Origin of the sequence: Ramlibacter sp. (assembly GCF_035548915.1) — a bacterium.
Taxonomy (GTDB): domain Bacteria; phylum Pseudomonadota; class Gammaproteobacteria; order Burkholderiales; family Burkholderiaceae_C; genus Ramlibacter.
On the sequence record NZ_DASZSE010000043.1, the window covers coordinates 37,553 to 51,570 of the forward strand.

A 14,018-nucleotide genomic window follows, 5' to 3' on the forward strand; every position below is an offset into this window, starting at 1 on the left:
CGCAGCTCATCCCTCGCATCGGGCGATTCGTCGCACCCCCGTTGCACCGCTGACCGGCCGGGCCTATTGTCCCACCCGTGGCCCACCCGGCAGCAGAACTCCAGACCATCGGCCCGCACTCCCGACGCCGACTGCTGCCGGGCTGGCGCCGCATCGCGTGGGTGATGGCCACGGCGGCGCTCGTGGCGCTCCTGCTCATGCCCGTCGCGCACAACACGTACATCGAGCTGCTCGGCGAGACGTCCTTCGTCGGCATCGTCCTGCTCGCCGCGTTCACTGCCGCGGGCGGCTGGGACCAGACGCTCGTGCCGCGCTGGGTCGCGCAGGTCGTCGCGATCGTGCTGGCCGCGCCGATCGGGCCGCTCGTCGTGCAGATGCTCACCGCGGGCGGCGACTTCTCGCGCTTCGCGCAGTCGCCGCCGCACGTGCGCGGCTACGTGCTCGTGACGGTGGTGGCCGCGATCATCGGCGTGCTGCTCGCGCTCGGGGCGCTGCTGCGCCAGCGCGACGCCGCGGCACGCAACCAGGCCCTGCGGTTCGCCCTGGAGCGCGAGCAGCTCGAGCGGCAGGCCGCCGATGCGCGCCTGCATCTCATGACGGCGCAGATCCAGCCGCACTTCCTGCTCAACACGCTCGCCAACGTGCAGGAGCTCGTGGAAAGCGGCTCGCCGCGCGCGGTGCCGCTCTTTCGCGCGCTCATCGCGTATCTGCGCGTCGCCGTGCCGCAGCTGCAGCAGGACCATGCGACGCTCGGCGACGAAGAGAAACTCGTCGCGGCCTACCTCCAGCTCATGCAGATGCGCATGCCCGACCGGCTCTCCTTCCGCCTGGACGTCGAGCCCGCGCTGCGCGAGATGGCGTTTCCGCCCCTTGCGCTTCTCACGCTCGTGGAAAACGCGATCCGCCACGGCATCGATCCAGGCGTGGAAGGCGGCACGGTCGAAGTCGGCGCGCGGCGCGACGGCGCCGAAGTCGATGTGTGGGTGGCCGACACCGGCGTGGGCATCGCCGAGACCGTGGGCGAGGGCACTGGCCTCAACAACCTGCGGGCGCGACTGCGCGCCTTCTTCGGCGAAGGCGCGCGGCTCGAGATGAGCGAAGCGGTGCCGCACGGCGTGCGTTGCGACCTGCGGCTGCCCGTGGCACATTGAGCTCGTCATGCCGACGAGCCCGACCGCCCTCATCGCCGAAGACGAACCGCTCCTGCGCGAGCGGCTCGCAACACTGCTTGCGCGGCTCTGGCCCGAACTCGCCGTGGCCGCGCAGGCGCGCAACGGCACCGAAGCCATCGAACTGTTCGAAGCCCACCGGCCGCGCATCGCGTTTCTGGACGTGCACATGCCGGGCGTGAACGGCATCGAGGTGGCGCGCACGATCGGCGAGCGCGCCGAAGTGGTGTTCGTCACGGCGTTCGACCGGTATGCGATCCAGGCGTTCGAACGCGGCGCGGTGGACTACGTGCTGAAGCCGCTGGAGGCCGACCGTCTCGCGGAAACCGTGGAGCGGCTCAAGCGCCGCCTGCAGGCGAACGCGCGGTCATCCGCGCAGTCATCAGCGCAGTCATCGCAGCCGCCGCCGCAGAAGCTGCTGGCGACGCTCGACGCGCTGGCCGAACACTGGCGCGAACGCATGCAGCCCGAACAGCCGAAGCTGCAGTGGATCAAGGCGTCGGCCGGCAATTCCGTGCGGCTGATCCCGGTGGAGCAGGTCGTCTATCTCAAGTCGGACAACAAGTACACGCTGGTGGTATGGGAAGGCGGCGAGGCGCTCATCCGCAAGACGATCAAGGAGATGGCCGATTCGCTCGACCCTCAGCGCTTCGCGCAGGTGCACCGGTCATGCATCGTGAACCTCGCGCGCGTGTCGCACATGACGCACGTGGGCGATGCGGGCGAATTGCAGTTGCACGGGCGCGCGGAGCGTCTGGCCGTGAGCCGCAGCTTCATGCACCTCTTTCAGCAAATGTAGACGGGCGTTGCCGGCGGTCTGCGTTCGCTCGCCGCGGCCTTCAGGCCACTTCCAGCAACTCCACGTCGAACTTCAACGTCGCGTTCGGCGGAATCACGCCACCTGCTCCTCTCGCGCCGTAGCCGAGCTGCGGCGGAATCAGGAGGGTGCGCTTGCCGCCGACTTTCATCCCCTGCACGCCTTCGTCCCAGCCCTTGATCACCATCCCCGAGCCCAGCGAGAACTCGAAAGGGTCGCTGCGGTCGCGGCTCGAATCGAACTTGCGGCCCTGCACGCCGTTCTCGTGCAGCCAGCCCGTGTAGTGCACGCGCACGTCCTTGCCGGCTTTCGCCTCCGGGCCGCTGCCGATGAGCTCGTCTTCGTACTGGAGGCCGGAAGAGGTGGTGATCATGTGAAGTGTCCTGTCGTTCAACTCGTCGAATTCTGCCTGGGCTTGCGCGCCTGCAGCGCGATCCATTTCGGCGCGAAAGCCTGCAAGTCGGCGATGCGCTTGAGGAGATCCTGCCCGACGGACGTGACGACGTAGCCGTCGCTGCCGTGCGTCACGAGCTGCGCTTCCCGCAGCTCCTTCAGGCGGGTGTTGAGCGTGTTGGGCGTGATGCCGCCCACGCTGTCTTGCAGCAGGCGGAAGGTCTGCGCATGCCCGTCGCGCAGAGCCCAGAGCACACGGATGGCGTAACGCGATTCCAGCAGCCCGAGGAGCTGGTTGACTGCCGCGTTCTCCTTCGATGCCATCTTTCTCCTCGCCCGGCGCATGGCGCGTCCGGGAGAGGCAGTGTAGCCGAAGACGCTACGGAAACAATAGCTGCAGGCGCAGGGTCGGTGGGGTGCTCTTCGGTTGGCGCTTCGGCCGATGCGGTCGGCCCGTTCATTGCGGCCGATAGACTTTCTTCAGTAGCCTCAGGAGCGTCTTCTGTTCGTTCGCCGTGAGCCGCGCCGCCACTTCGGATTCCAGCTCCGCCGCGGTCGCCTCCGCGTCGTGGATCAGCTTTCGTCCGGCCGCCGTCAGGTGCAAGCCCATCGCGCGGCCATCCCGCGGATGGGGCTTGCGCGCGACGAGCTCGCGCTTTTCGAGCGAATTCACCATGCCCACGAGATTGGGCGGGAGAATCCCGAGCGTGCCGCAGAGCTGCCGGGACGTGATGCCCGGGTTGTGCGAGATGAGCGAAAGCACGGAAAAATCCACCGGCCGCAATCCATACGGCGCCATGCGTTCGAGAAACACCTCGATCACGGCGAGCGACGCGCGGCGCGCGTGATAGCCGAGCAGCGTCTCGAGGAAGCTGCAGTCGACCTGGTCGACGGCAGGCAGCGGGACTTCGGCTTTCTTCCGCACTGGGTTCACTCGGATGCGGCGCCGCGCGCGGCACCGAGGTAGGTCTCGACCACGCGCGGGTCGTTCGCCAGTTCGCGTGCCGTCCCTTGCAGGCTCAGCTCGCCGGTTTCGAGCACGTAGCCGTAGTCGGCCACTTCGAGCGCGGCGCGCGCGTTCTGCTCGACCAGCAGAATCGACACGCCCTCGGCGCGCAGGCGTTCGATGATGTGGAAGATTTCGCGCACGACGAGCGGCGCGAGGCCGAGGCTCGGCTCGTCCAGCATCAGAAGCTTCGGCTGCGACATGAGGGCGCGGCCCAGCGCGAGCATCTGGCGCTCGCCGCCCGAGAGCGTGCCCGCGAGCTGCGCGCGACGCTCCTTCAGGCGCGGGAAGAGTTCGTAGACGCGCTCGAGGCCATCGCGCCACTTCGGGATTCGCAGCTTCATGGGCCGGAAGCCGCCGAGCACGAGGTTGTCCTCCACCGGCATCGTGCCGAAGAGTTCGCGCTTCTCGGGCACGAGTGCGAGCCCGAGCATCACGCGTTCTTCGAGCGTCGCTTCGGCGAGGTCCGCGCCGTCGAAGACGAGGCGTCCGCGGCAAGGCAGTGCGCCCACGAGCGCGTTGAGCGTGGTGGATTTGCCCGCGCCGTTGGGGCCGATCACGGTGACGACCTGGCCCTTCGCGAGCTGAAAGCTCACGCCCGTCAGCACTTCCGCGCGGCCGTAGCCGGCGTGGAGATCGGTGACCTGCAGCAATGCCATTTCAGCAACCGGGCGACGAGTGAAGCGAATCCGTCATTCTTGCGAAGGCGGGAGTCGAATCCGTGATCGCGGCGAAGGCAGGAGTCGAATCCGTCATCGCGGCGAAGGCAGCAGTCGAATCCGTCATTCCCGAATCCGTCATTCCCGCGAAGGCGGGAATCCAGGGCGTGGAAAAGCCTCGGATCCCCGCCTTCGCGGGGATTGCCAAGGCTCGATTCTCTTTCGCTGCGGCACGAGCGTTCACATCAATGCTCCGTTCCCAGGTACGCCGCGCGCACCGCCGGGCTTGCCTGCACTTGCGCGGGCGTGCCCTCCATCAGCTTCGTGCCGAACTCCATCACCACGATGCGCTCGGCAAGACCCATCACGAATTCCATGTCGTGCTCGACGAGCAGCAGGCTCATGCCTTCGCGTTTCAACTGGCGCAGCACATCGCCGAGCGCCTGCTTCTCCTTGTGGCGCAGACCCGCCGCTGGCTCATCGAGCAGCAGCAGCGCGGGGTCGGTGGCGAGCGCGCGCGCGATCTCCATCAGCCGCTGCGAGCCGAGCGCGAGGTTGCCCGCGAGCTCATGCATCCGGCCGGCCATGCCGATGCGCTCGAGCTGCCGCTCGGCGTCGGCGAAGAGGCGCTTTTCCTCCTCGCGGTCCAGGCGCAGCATCGCGCGCACGGAGCCCGCGCGGCCGCGCAGGTAGCCGCCCAGAGCCACGTTCTCGAGCACCGTCATGTCCGGGATCATCTTCACGTGCTGGAAAGTGCGCGAGATGCCGAGGCGCGCGATGTGCCGCGACGGCAGCCCGCCGATCGCCCGGCCGCGCCAGCGCACCTCGCCCGAGGTGAGCGAAAGCACGCCCGTCACGAGGTTGAACGTCGTGGACTTGCCCGCGCCGTTCGGGCCGATGAGGCCCACGATGTCGCCGGCATGGATCGAAAAGCTCACGTCGTTCACGGCGACGAGGCCGCCGAAGGTCTTGCGCAGGGCCTGCACCTGCAGCAGCGGCTCGCCATGGGCCGGCTTCGAGCGACTGTCCAGGGGCGCCGCATCGCCCCAGTCGCGCTTGCGCTCGACCGGCGGAAGCTTGTGAACCGCGAACGTCCACAGGCCTTCGGGCGCGTACTTCAGCACGGCCACGAGCACGATGCCGAACACGATCGGCTCGAAGCTGCCGCCGGCGCCCAGCAGCTTCGGCAGCAGCACCTGCAACTGGTCTTCCACGAGCTTCACGACGCCCGCGCCGAGAAAGGCGCCCCACACATGACCCACGCCGCCCAGCACGGCCATGAAGAGATATTCGATGCCCTTGCCGAGCGAAAACGGCGTGGGATTCACGGTGCGCTGGAAAAACGCGAAGAGCCAGCCCGAGATCGCCGCGAGCACCGCGGCCATCACGAACACCACGACCTTGTAGCGCAAGGTGGAGATGCCCATCGCCTCGGCCATCGTCGCGCCGTTCCTGAGCGAGCGGATCGCGCGGCCCGGCCGCGAATCGAGCAGGTTCATCGCACCCCACGCGGCCGCGAGCGCGATGCTCCACACGAGCACGTGCAGCCCGCGGCCGGTGCCGAGGTCCAGCCCGAAGACCCGCAGCGTGGGCACCCCCAGGATGCCGTCGTACTTGCCGAGCCACTCCATGTTGGCCATCGTGTAGTTGAGGGCGAGCCCCCATGCGATGGTGGCGAGCGGCAGGTAGTGGCCCGACATGCGCAGCGTGATCGCGCCGAGCACGAGCGCCGCCGCGACGGCGAGCGCGATGCCCGCCGGCAAGGCGAGCCAGGGCGACGCCGCCAGTTTCACGGTCACGAAAGCGGCCGTGTACGCGCCGATGCCGACGAATGCCGCCTGACCGAACGATGTGAGCCCCGCGACGCCCGTGAGCAGCACGAGCCCGAGCGTCACGAGCGAATGCAGGCCGATGTAGATCGCCTGCGTGATCCAGAAGTCCGGCACCGGAAGCGCCGGCAGCGCGAGCATCGCGGCCGCGAAGGCGGGAAAGGCGAGGGAGCGAAGCCGCCGCATCAATGCTCTTCGCTTTGCGGGTCGCGCAGGGACCGCCAGAGCAGCACCGGCAGGATGGAGGAAAACACGATCACTTCCTTGAACGCGCTGGCCCAGTACGAGCCGAAGCTTTCCAGCAGCCCGACGCCGAGCGCGCCCGCGAGCGCGAGCGGATAGCTGGAAAGTCCCGCGAACACGGCGGCGACGAAGCCCTTCAGCCCGATCAGAAAGCCGCTGTCGTAGAAGATCGTCGTGGTGGGCCCGATCAGAAGCCCCGACAGCGCGCCGACGAACGCGGCCATCGTGAAAGCGAGCCGGCCCGCGCCGCTCGTGGAGATGCCCATGAGCCGGGCGCCGGTGCGGTTCACGGCCGTGGCGCGCAGTGCCTTGCCCGCGAGCGTGCGCTCGAAGAAGAGCCAAAGCAGCACGATGAGCGCGAGCGAGGCGATGAAGATGATGAGCGCCTGGCCGTTGAGCGCAAGCGGGCCCGCGGAAAAACGCGTGTCCCAGAAGCTCGGATTGCGAAAGCCCTCCGCGCCGAAGAAGAAAAGCCCGAGGCCGACGAGCGCGAAGTGGACGCCGACCGAGACGATGAGGAGCACTAGCACCGACGCATCGGCCAGGGATTCGTACGCCAGCCGGGAGATGAGCCCGCCGAAGGGCGTGACGAGCGCCAGGGTGAGAAGCGCCTGTGCCCAGATCGGCGGGTTGCGCGGGGCCAGCCAGATCGCGAGGGCCGAGGCGATGGCGGGGATCGCCAATGTGCGCGCCGCGTTCTTGGCGATGCGCATGGCGGGTTGCCGGTGCTTCATGCCGTGCGCGATGTCGGCGAACGCCGCGAGGAGGGCGAGGGCGAGCAGGAACCACACGGTGCCCGGCACTTTGCCCGTCTGCAGGAGGGCGAGCGTGAGCGCGCCGAAGGCGACGAACTCGCCTTGCGGGATGAAGATCACGCGCGTGACGGCGAAGAGCAGCACCGTGGCGAGCGCGAGGAGGGCGTACACCGCGCCGTTGGTGAGGCCGTCGAGCGCGAGGATGGCGGCGATGGAGAGGTCCATGGTTCGGGGCGCGCCCGTCATCCCCGCTTTCGACCGTCATCCCCGCGAAAGCGGGGATCCAGAGTCTTCCGGACGAAAGTCACTGGGTCCCCGCTTTCGCGGGGATGACGGCGGGCGGATGAATGGGCGCTCGGGGCTGTCGGCTACTTCTCCACCACGAACTTCCCGTCCACCACCTTCAGCATCACGCCCGTCTCGTTCGTGTAGCCCCAGTGATCCTCCGCGGTCCAGTTCATCACGCCGTGCGAGAAGACCGTCCGCCCCATCGTCTCCATCGCATCTCGCAGCGCCGCGCGGAATTCCGGCGTGCCGGGCTTGGCTTTCGCCTTCGCGATCGGCACGATCTTCTGCATCACGATCGCGAAGTCGTACGAGTGCCCCGCGAACTGGTTGCGCGTGCCGGGGCCGTTGGCCTTTTCGTAGTTCGTCACGAAATCGATCGAGGCTTTCTTCGACGGATGGGAGTCGGGCAGCTGTTCGGCGACCACCGCGGGGCCGGACACCACGTAGGTACCCTCGACGTCCTTGCCGCCGATGCGCACGAGATCGGGGGTCGCCGCCGCGTGCGTCTGGTAGATCTTGCCCTTGTAGCCGCGCTCCACGATGCCTTTCTCGGGCATCGCGGCGCCGGAGCCCGATGCCACGATCAGCATCGCATCCGGATTGGCGGCCGTGAGCTTCAGCGCCTGCGGCGTGACGCTCGTGTCCGTGCGAGCGAAGCGCTCGGCCGCGACGATCTTCATGCCGTTCTTCTCGGCCTCGGCGGTGGCGGCCTTCAGCCAGAGTTCGCCGTACGCGTCGGTGTAGCCGAGAAAGCCGATCGTCTTCACGCCGTGCGCCTTCATGTGCTGGAACATGGCGTGCGCCATGACGTCGTTGCCTTGCGGCAGGCGGAACAGCCAGCGGTCCTGGCCCGGCGGCACGCCCACCGGCGAAGCCGCGATTTGCAGCACCTTGCTCTCGGCGGTGACGGGCGCCATCGCCGCGGCCACCGGCGTGAGGCACGAACCGAGGATGAGGTCGACCTTGTCCTCGGTGATGAGGCGGCGCGTGTCGCTCACGCCCTTGCCCGGGTCGGAGGCGTCGTCGAGCACGATGAGGTTCACCTTCTCGCCGGCGATTTCCTTCGGAAAGAGGGCGAGCTGCTTTTGCATCGGAATGCCCAGGCCGGAGCCGGGACCGGTGAGGGAGAGCACGACACCGACGTTGACGTCGGCGAAGGCCGATGCGGCGGCCGCGAGCGAGACGGCGGCAGCGAGGAGGGAGCGAGCGAGTTTCATGGTGTGTCTCCGTGGTGAATCGGTTCAGTACGGGTTCGGTACGGGGGGTGACGGGCCAGCGGGGTGGACGGGTTCATCGAGGCCTCAACGTGAACGGCAGCGCGCCTTCATGCAGCGCTTTCACCAGTGCGTCACGGTGCGTAAGCACCGCGCGCTGGTTGATGGAGCCCTTGTCCGTCACTTCACCCTTGTCGATCGAGGGCGGCTCGGCCATGACGTGCAAGAGCGCGATGCGGCTCGCGCTGCCGGTCGCGGACCGCGCCAGTTCGTCCACCACGCGCTGGAAATGCGCCTGCACGCCCGCCGATTCGACCACGGCCCGCAAAGGCGCGTCCGCGGGCATGTCCGCGAGCTCGCGCAGCTTCGCTGTCGGGAAGATGAGCGCACCCACTTCGTGCCGGTCGATTCCGGTGACCACCGCATCCTGCACATAAGGCGCGCCCGCCGCGATGATCTTCGCGCGCAGCGGCCCGACGCTCACGAACGTGCCGGTGGCGAGCTTGAAATCCTCCGCGATGCGTCCGTCGAACTTCAAGCCCTGGTGGCGGTCGGCCGGATCGATCCACAGCACGGCGTCGCCCGTGCGGAAGAATCCTTCCTCGTCGAAATGCTCGGCCGTCTCCTTCGGCGCGCGCCAGTAGCCGGGCGTGACGTTCGGCCCCCTGTAGCGCACCTCGGTCTTGCCGGCCGCGGGGACGAGCTTCAGCTCGACGCCCGGCGTGGGCAGGCCCAGGTAGCCGGACTTCACCTCGGGATGGGTGATGAAGATCGCGAACGGCGACGACTCCGTCATGCCCAGGCCCGTGCCCATCACGATGCGTTCGCCGACCTCCGCCTCGGCCAGATCGTGCAGCAGGTCCCACACGGGCTGCGCGAGCGAGGCGCCCGCATAGAAGAACATGCGCACGCGCGACAGCAGCCGGCCGCGCAGCACGGCGTCCGTTCGCATCGCTTGCGCGATGGCTTCGAAGCCGGTGGGCACGTTGAAGTACACCGTGGGCGCGATCTCGCGCAGATTGCGCAGCGTCTCGCCGATGAGCGCGGGCGTGGGCTTGCCGTCGTCGATGTAGAGCGTGCCGCCGTTGTAGAGGACGAGGCCCACGTTGTGGTTGCCGCCGAAGGTGTGATTCCAGGGCAGCCAGTCGACGAGGATCGGAGGCTCCTGCGCCAGCACGGGCATCGACTGCCGCATCTGCTGCTGGTTGGCGCACCACATGCGGTGGGTGTTGATCACCGCCTTCGGCAGGCGAGTCGAGCCGGACGTGAAGAGGAACTTCGCGATCGTATCGGGGCCGGTGGCCTGCATCGCGGCTTCGACCGCGCTCGTGGGCGCCGTGGCCGAAAGCCTTTCGAAGTCTTTCGCGAACACGACTTCGACGTCATCGGAGACGGCGGCCGCGATCGCCTGGCCGTAGCGCGCCTCGTCGGCCGCGAACACGAGGCCGGGCGTGAGCGTTTCCACGACGTGCCGCAACTTCGCGTAGTCGCGGCTCACGGTGGAGTAGGCGGGCGAAACGGCGCAGTGCGGCACGCCAGCGTAGAGGCAGCCGAGCGCGAGCAGGGCATGCTCGAGGCTGTTTTCCGAAAGAATCGCCACCGGCCGCTCGGTGGAAAGTCCGCGATCCAGCAGCGCCTGCGCGATGCGCCGTGCTACGTCCAGCGCTTCTGCGTAGGTCACCTTGCGCCAGTCGCCCATCGAGCCGTCCGCCGTGTGCATCCGCCGTGCCATGAACACGCGAGCGGGTTCGGTCGTCGCCCAATGGACGAGCCGGTCGGTCATGCGCTGCGCGTAGGGCTCGAGTTCCTGCTCGGCCCGCAGATAAATGGCGCCGTCCGGCGCATTGCGCCAGCGCGCGCGCGTCACGCCGAAGCGCATGGGCCGATAGCGCGGCGCGACGCTCACTTCGGGCTGCCCTTCTCGACTTTGGCCGCCCGGCCTTCGAGGAAGGCGCGAACGCGTTCCTTCGCTTCGGGGGCGCTTTGCGCGATGGCGGACATGAGCGCTTCGGTGAGGTAGCCCTGGTCGGCCGGCTGCTCCGCGATGCGCGGCAGGGCGTGCATCAGCGCGTAGTTGGTGAGCGGCGCATTCTGCGCGATGCGTCGGGCGAGCTCCATCGCCTTCGCGGACGCCTCGCCCCGCGGCACCAGGTATTGGGCGAAGCCCGCTTTCTCGCCTTCCGCGGCGTCGTAAACGCGGCCGGTGAGCATCATGTCCGTCATGCGCGCGACGCCGATGAGGCGCGGGATGCGCACCGCGCCGCCGCCGCCCACGAAAATGCCGCGCGATCCTTCGGGCAGCGCGTAGAACGCGGTCTCGTCGGCCACGCGGATGTGGCAGGCGGCCGCGAGTTCCAGCCCGCCGCCGACCACGGCGCCATGGAGCGCCGCGATCACCGGCACGGGACCGTACTGCACTTCTTCCAGCGCCGCGTGCCACATGCGGGAGTGATGCATGCCCGCGCCCGCATCGCGCTCCTTCAATTCGGAAAGATCGAGGCCCGCGCAGAAGTGGTCGCCCTCGCCGTCGATGACCGCGGCGCGCACCGTGACCGGCAGCTGCTGGAACGTGTCGCGCAGCCTGAGGATGAGCCCGTCGGAGAGGGCGTTGCGCTTGGCCGCGCGGGCAAGCCGGATCACGGCCACGTGGCCGTCGATCTCGAGTCGCAGGTCTTGATCTGTCATGGAAGCTTTTGCATCGGGGGTCGATTATTGTTATATTCAATAACCAATTCAAGAACCCGCCGCCTAGTGAAAACCCGTAGACCGGCGCCCCGACCATGAACACCGCAGACCTGATCGCCATCGATGTGCACACGCATGCCGAAGTGAGCTGCTGGAATCCTTTCGACAACTACGGCGAGGAATACGACCGGGCCGCGGACAAGTATTTCCGCTCGAGCCGGCGACCGACGATCGCCGAGACGATCGAGTACTACCGCAAGATCAAGGTGGGACTCGTGATGTTCACGGTCGACAGCGAATCGAACCTCGGGCGGCGCCGCATCCCGAACGAGGAGATCGCGCAGGCCGCGCGCGAGAACTCTGACATGATGATCTGCTTTGCGAGCATCGACCCGCACAAGGGGAAGATGGGCGCGCGCGAGGCCGAGCGCCTGATCGAGAAGGAGGGCGTGAAGGGCTTCAAGTTCCACCCGACGGTACAGGGCTTCCATCCGTACGACCGGATGGCGTGGCCGATCTACGAAGTGATCGATGCGCACAAGCTGCCCGTGATCTTCCACACGGGCCACAGCGGCATCGGCTCGGGGATGCGCTGCGGCGGCGGCCTGAGGCTCGAGTACAGCAACCCGATGCATCTGGACGACGTGGCGATCGACTGGCCCGACATGCGCATCGTGATGGCGCATCCGAGTTTTCCGTGGCAGGACGAGGCGCTTTCCGTTGCCACGCACAAGCCGAACGTGTGGATCGACCTGTCGGGGTGGAGCCCGAAGTACTTCCCGAAGCAGCTCGTGCAGTACGCGAACACGCTGCTGAAGGATCGCGTGCTGTTCGGCAGCGACTATCCGCTCATCACGCCGGAGCGGTGGATGAGCGATTTCAGGGAAGCCGGGTTTCGCGAGGAAGTGATGCCGGGGATATTGAAAGGCAATGCGATGAGGCTGCTCGATCTCGGCTGAGGGCGCCTCGCCCGTTTCAGGCGACCTCGCACAGCTTCAGCAACACCCGGTCCGGCGTGCGCACGCCGCTGCCCACGAAGAGCCGCTCGTTGATCCACGCGAGCGACTTCGACGCCGTCTCGAAGCTCGGAGCGCAGCGGAAATACACGAGCGAAGGATCGACGGCGACCCCCCGGACGAGCTGCGCCATCACCTGCGGGTCGGCCGCGCGCACCGCACGGTTCACGACGTAAATGCGCTCGCCCGCATCGGTCTCGAGCATGTAGCGTGCATCGAGCTCGGCGAGGGTGTCGCTCACCAGCAGCTGGAAATCCGCCCCGCCGGGCAGCACGCGCGCTCGCCAGCCGTTGCCGCGGAATTCACCCGCGAGGATCGGAATCAGGCGCCGTACGCCGTGCGGACCCCGGCCCGCTTCCTGCGGCGCACCGACTTCGATTTGCGCATCGGCGAAGAACACGAGCGAAGGCGTGGGAACATTCATGCGGAGCTCCCCGTGCCGCGTCTCAACACGCGCTCGGCCCATTCGAAGAGCAGTTCGCTTGCGAGCGCCAGACCCGCCGCCGGTATGGCGCCTGCCAGCAGCAAATCGCTGTCGTTCAGCGCAAGCCCCGTCACGATCCGCTCGCCATAGCCGCCCGCGCCGACGAAGGCCGCGATCGTCGCCGTGCCGATCGCGATGCTCGTCGCGATGCGAATCCCGGCGAGCAGGGTCGGCAGTGCGAGCGGCAATTCGACCGTGCGCAGCCGCTGCGAATCGGTCATGCCGAGCGCGGTCGCGGCTTGCCGCAGGCCTTCGGGCACTTCCGCGAGCCCCGTCACGCAGTTGCGCATGATCGGCAGCACCGCATAGAGCGTGAGCGCCACCAGGGCCGGTCCGACACCGATCGCACCGAGCAGCGAGATGAGGATCGCGAGCAGCGCGAGCGAAGGCACGGTCTGCAGCAGACCCGCGGCCCCGAGCAGGAAAGCGCGCGCGCGCCGGTGCGGAAAGCTCCACACGCCCAGCGGAATCGCGATCAGCGCAGCGACCGTCACCGATGCGGCGACGAGTGCGAGATGCTGGGCGGTGAGCCGCCAGAAGTCGTCACCCGCGAGCCTTTGCCACAGCGACGGCCGCGCCGCGAGGGTGGCCGCCGTGGTCGACGCGAGAAAGTCGTGCGCGATGCGATCGAACTTCTGCCCGCCGAGTTCGGCCTTCGCGTTCATCGCGATCATGGCTTTCTCGTCGATGCGCCCGCCAAGCTTCTGCAGCGCGGCCCAGGCCGCCGGGAAGCGTTGCGGCAGGTCGAGCCGGTACAGCAGCAGCGCGTCGTAGCGCGGGAAGTAGTTCCTGTCGTCCGCGAGGGAGAGCAGATGCAGGTGCTCGATCTTCGCGTCGGTGGTGTAGATGTCCATCACGTCGATCTGTTTCGCCGCAATCGCGTCGTAGGCAAGCCCGTGATCGAGCCCGCGCGGCTGCTGCGGCAGCGAATACGCGCGCGCGAGGCCGGGCCAGCCGTCGGCGCGGCCGATGAATTCGTTGGAGAGGCCGAGTTTCAGCTCGGGATGCCGAGCCAGGTCGCCGACCGTGCGGATGCCCAGGCGCTTCGCCTCGTCTTCGCGCATGGCAAGCGCGTAGCCGTCGTTGAAGCCGAGCGGCACGGCCGCGCCGAGCCCGAGCGGCGCGAGCGCGCGGTTCATCTCCGAAAGCGACATCGGCTTCGCGTTCTTCAGGATCTCGAGCGAAATCGTGCCCGCGTATTCGGGGTAGAGGTCGATGCTGCCGGAGTGGAGGGCCTCGTAGACGATGGCGGTGTTGCCGAGGCCTTGCTTCACCTCTGCTGGCGCGGGGAGCGCGGGCGCGGCTTGCTGCGCGATCACTTCGGCGAGGATGTACGACTCGGTAAATCGCTTGGAACCCACGCGAAGTGTGTCGGCCGCGTGTGCCGGCATCGCGATGGCCGCGAGCGCGAGCAGGGTCGTGGCGATGAGCTTCATCGTGCGGAGCATGCCACGACCGCC

The 14,018-nt window shown here is 67.9% G+C and carries 14 protein-coding genes; 3 read left to right on the forward strand and 11 right to left on the reverse strand.

What is annotated here, in order from left to right:
• Positions 1–77 precede the first annotated feature (77 nt).
• The gene (locus VHA82_RS17790; protein ID WP_325546218.1) at positions 78–1,151 is read left to right on the forward strand and encodes a sensor histidine kinase; all 1,074 of its coding nucleotides are present in this window, start codon (positions 78–80) and stop codon (positions 1,149–1,151) included.
• A 7-nt stretch (positions 1,152–1,158) separates the two neighbouring features.
• Positions 1,159–1,968 (forward strand): LytTR family DNA-binding domain-containing protein, encoded by an 810-nt coding sequence (locus VHA82_RS17795; protein WP_325546220.1) that lies wholly within the window; start codon positions 1,159–1,161, stop codon positions 1,966–1,968.
• A gap of 40 nt (positions 1,969–2,008) precedes the next feature.
• Here VHA82_RS17795 and VHA82_RS17800 read toward each other — a convergent pair whose 3' ends face one another.
• From VHA82_RS17800 to VHA82_RS17840, 9 genes are all read right to left on the reverse strand, one after another.
• Positions 2,009–2,359 carry an FKBP-type peptidyl-prolyl cis-trans isomerase gene (locus VHA82_RS17800; RefSeq protein WP_325546222.1) on the reverse strand — a complete coding sequence of 117 codons (351 nt, stop codon included), beginning with the start codon at positions 2,357–2,359 and terminating at the stop codon, positions 2,009–2,011.
• A gap of 17 nt (positions 2,360–2,376) precedes the next feature.
• Positions 2,377–2,703, reverse strand: coding sequence for a winged helix-turn-helix transcriptional regulator (locus VHA82_RS17805; RefSeq protein ID WP_325546224.1), 327 nt, complete (start codon positions 2,701–2,703; stop codon positions 2,377–2,379).
• Between the two features lie 133 nt (positions 2,704–2,836).
• A complete protein-coding gene (locus tag VHA82_RS17810; RefSeq protein ID WP_325546226.1) occupies positions 2,837–3,304 on the reverse strand; it encodes a MarR family transcriptional regulator in 468 nt (155 codons plus the stop codon).
• A 5-nt stretch (positions 3,305–3,309) separates the two neighbouring features.
• Entirely contained in the window at positions 3,310–4,044 is a 735-nt protein-coding gene (locus VHA82_RS17815) for an ABC transporter ATP-binding protein (protein WP_325546227.1), read from the reverse strand.
• Between the two features lie 245 nt (positions 4,045–4,289).
• Positions 4,290–6,059, reverse strand: a complete 1,770-nt coding sequence (locus VHA82_RS17820; RefSeq protein ID WP_325546229.1) for a branched-chain amino acid ABC transporter ATP-binding protein/permease — start codon at positions 6,057–6,059, stop codon at positions 4,290–4,292.
• Entirely contained in the window at positions 6,059–7,096 is a 1,038-nt protein-coding gene (locus VHA82_RS17825) for a branched-chain amino acid ABC transporter permease (RefSeq protein WP_325546231.1), read from the reverse strand. The genes VHA82_RS17820 and VHA82_RS17825 overlap by 1 nt, the downstream gene beginning before the upstream one ends.
• Positions 7,097–7,239: 143 nt before the next feature.
• Positions 7,240–8,376 carry an ABC transporter substrate-binding protein gene (locus VHA82_RS17830; protein WP_325546233.1) on the reverse strand — a complete coding sequence of 379 codons (1,137 nt, stop codon included), beginning with the start codon at positions 8,374–8,376 and terminating at the stop codon, positions 7,240–7,242.
• A gap of 73 nt (positions 8,377–8,449) precedes the next feature.
• The gene (locus tag VHA82_RS17835) at positions 8,450–10,252 is read right to left on the reverse strand and encodes a feruloyl-CoA synthase (protein ID WP_325546274.1); all 1,803 of its coding nucleotides are present in this window, start codon (positions 10,250–10,252) and stop codon (positions 8,450–8,452) included.
• Positions 10,253–10,275: 23 nt separating this feature from the next.
• Complete coding sequence (locus tag VHA82_RS17840; RefSeq protein WP_325546235.1) at positions 10,276–11,058, reverse strand: crotonase/enoyl-CoA hydratase family protein; 783 nt, start codon at positions 11,056–11,058, stop codon at positions 10,276–10,278.
• Positions 11,059–11,153: 95 nt separating this feature from the next.
• Between VHA82_RS17840 and VHA82_RS17845 the strand changes: the two genes are divergently transcribed.
• Positions 11,154–12,017: an amidohydrolase family protein gene (locus VHA82_RS17845; protein WP_325546237.1), complete on the forward strand. Its 864-nt coding sequence runs from the start codon at positions 11,154–11,156 to the stop codon at positions 12,015–12,017.
• Between the two features lie 16 nt (positions 12,018–12,033).
• On the opposite strand, the gene VHA82_RS17850 is transcribed toward VHA82_RS17845, so the two are convergent.
• Together VHA82_RS17850 and VHA82_RS17855 are read right to left on the reverse strand one after the other, a co-directional pair.
• A complete protein-coding gene (locus tag VHA82_RS17850; protein ID WP_325546238.1) occupies positions 12,034–12,498 on the reverse strand; it encodes a DUF3237 domain-containing protein in 465 nt (154 codons plus the stop codon).
• On the reverse strand, positions 12,495–14,006 hold the full coding sequence (locus VHA82_RS17855; protein WP_325546239.1) for a glycine betaine ABC transporter substrate-binding protein: 1,512 nt from the start codon (positions 14,004–14,006) through the stop codon (positions 12,495–12,497). Before VHA82_RS17855 ends, VHA82_RS17850 begins: the two co-directional genes overlap by 4 nt.
• Positions 14,007–14,018 lie beyond the last annotated feature (12 nt).

Coding starts and splice junctions, on each gene's coding strand:
- VHA82_RS17795 (WP_325546220.1), top strand. CDS start 1,159: ATGCCGACGAGCCCGACCGCCCTCATCGCCGAAGACGAACCGCTCCTG.
- VHA82_RS17800 (WP_325546222.1), bottom strand. CDS start 2,359: ATGATCACCACCTCTTCCGGCCTCCAGTACGAAGACGAGCTCATCGGC.
- VHA82_RS17805 (WP_325546224.1), bottom strand. CDS start 2,703: ATGGCATCGAAGGAGAACGCGGCAGTCAACCAGCTCCTCGGGCTGCTG.
- VHA82_RS17815 (WP_325546227.1), bottom strand. CDS start 4,044: ATGGCATTGCTGCAGGTCACCGATCTCCACGCCGGCTACGGCCGCGCG.
- VHA82_RS17820 (WP_325546229.1), bottom strand. CDS start 6,059: ATGCGGCGGCTTCGCTCCCTCGCCTTTCCCGCCTTCGCGGCCGCGATG.
- VHA82_RS17825 (WP_325546231.1), bottom strand. CDS start 7,096: ATGGACCTCTCCATCGCCGCCATCCTCGCGCTCGACGGCCTCACCAAC.
- VHA82_RS17830 (WP_325546233.1), bottom strand. CDS start 8,376: ATGAAACTCGCTCGCTCCCTCCTCGCTGCCGCCGTCTCGCTCGCGGCC.
- VHA82_RS17835 (WP_325546274.1), bottom strand. CDS start 10,252: ATGCGCTTCGGCGTGACGCGCGCGCGCTGGCGCAATGCGCCGGACGGC.
- VHA82_RS17840 (WP_325546235.1), bottom strand. CDS start 11,058: ATGACAGATCAAGACCTGCGACTCGAGATCGACGGCCACGTGGCCGTG.
- VHA82_RS17845 (WP_325546237.1), top strand. CDS start 11,154: ATGAACACCGCAGACCTGATCGCCATCGATGTGCACACGCATGCCGAA.
- VHA82_RS17850 (WP_325546238.1), bottom strand. CDS start 12,498: ATGAATGTTCCCACGCCTTCGCTCGTGTTCTTCGCCGATGCGCAAATC.
- VHA82_RS17855 (WP_325546239.1), bottom strand. CDS start 14,006: ATGCTCCGCACGATGAAGCTCATCGCCACGACCCTGCTCGCGCTCGCG.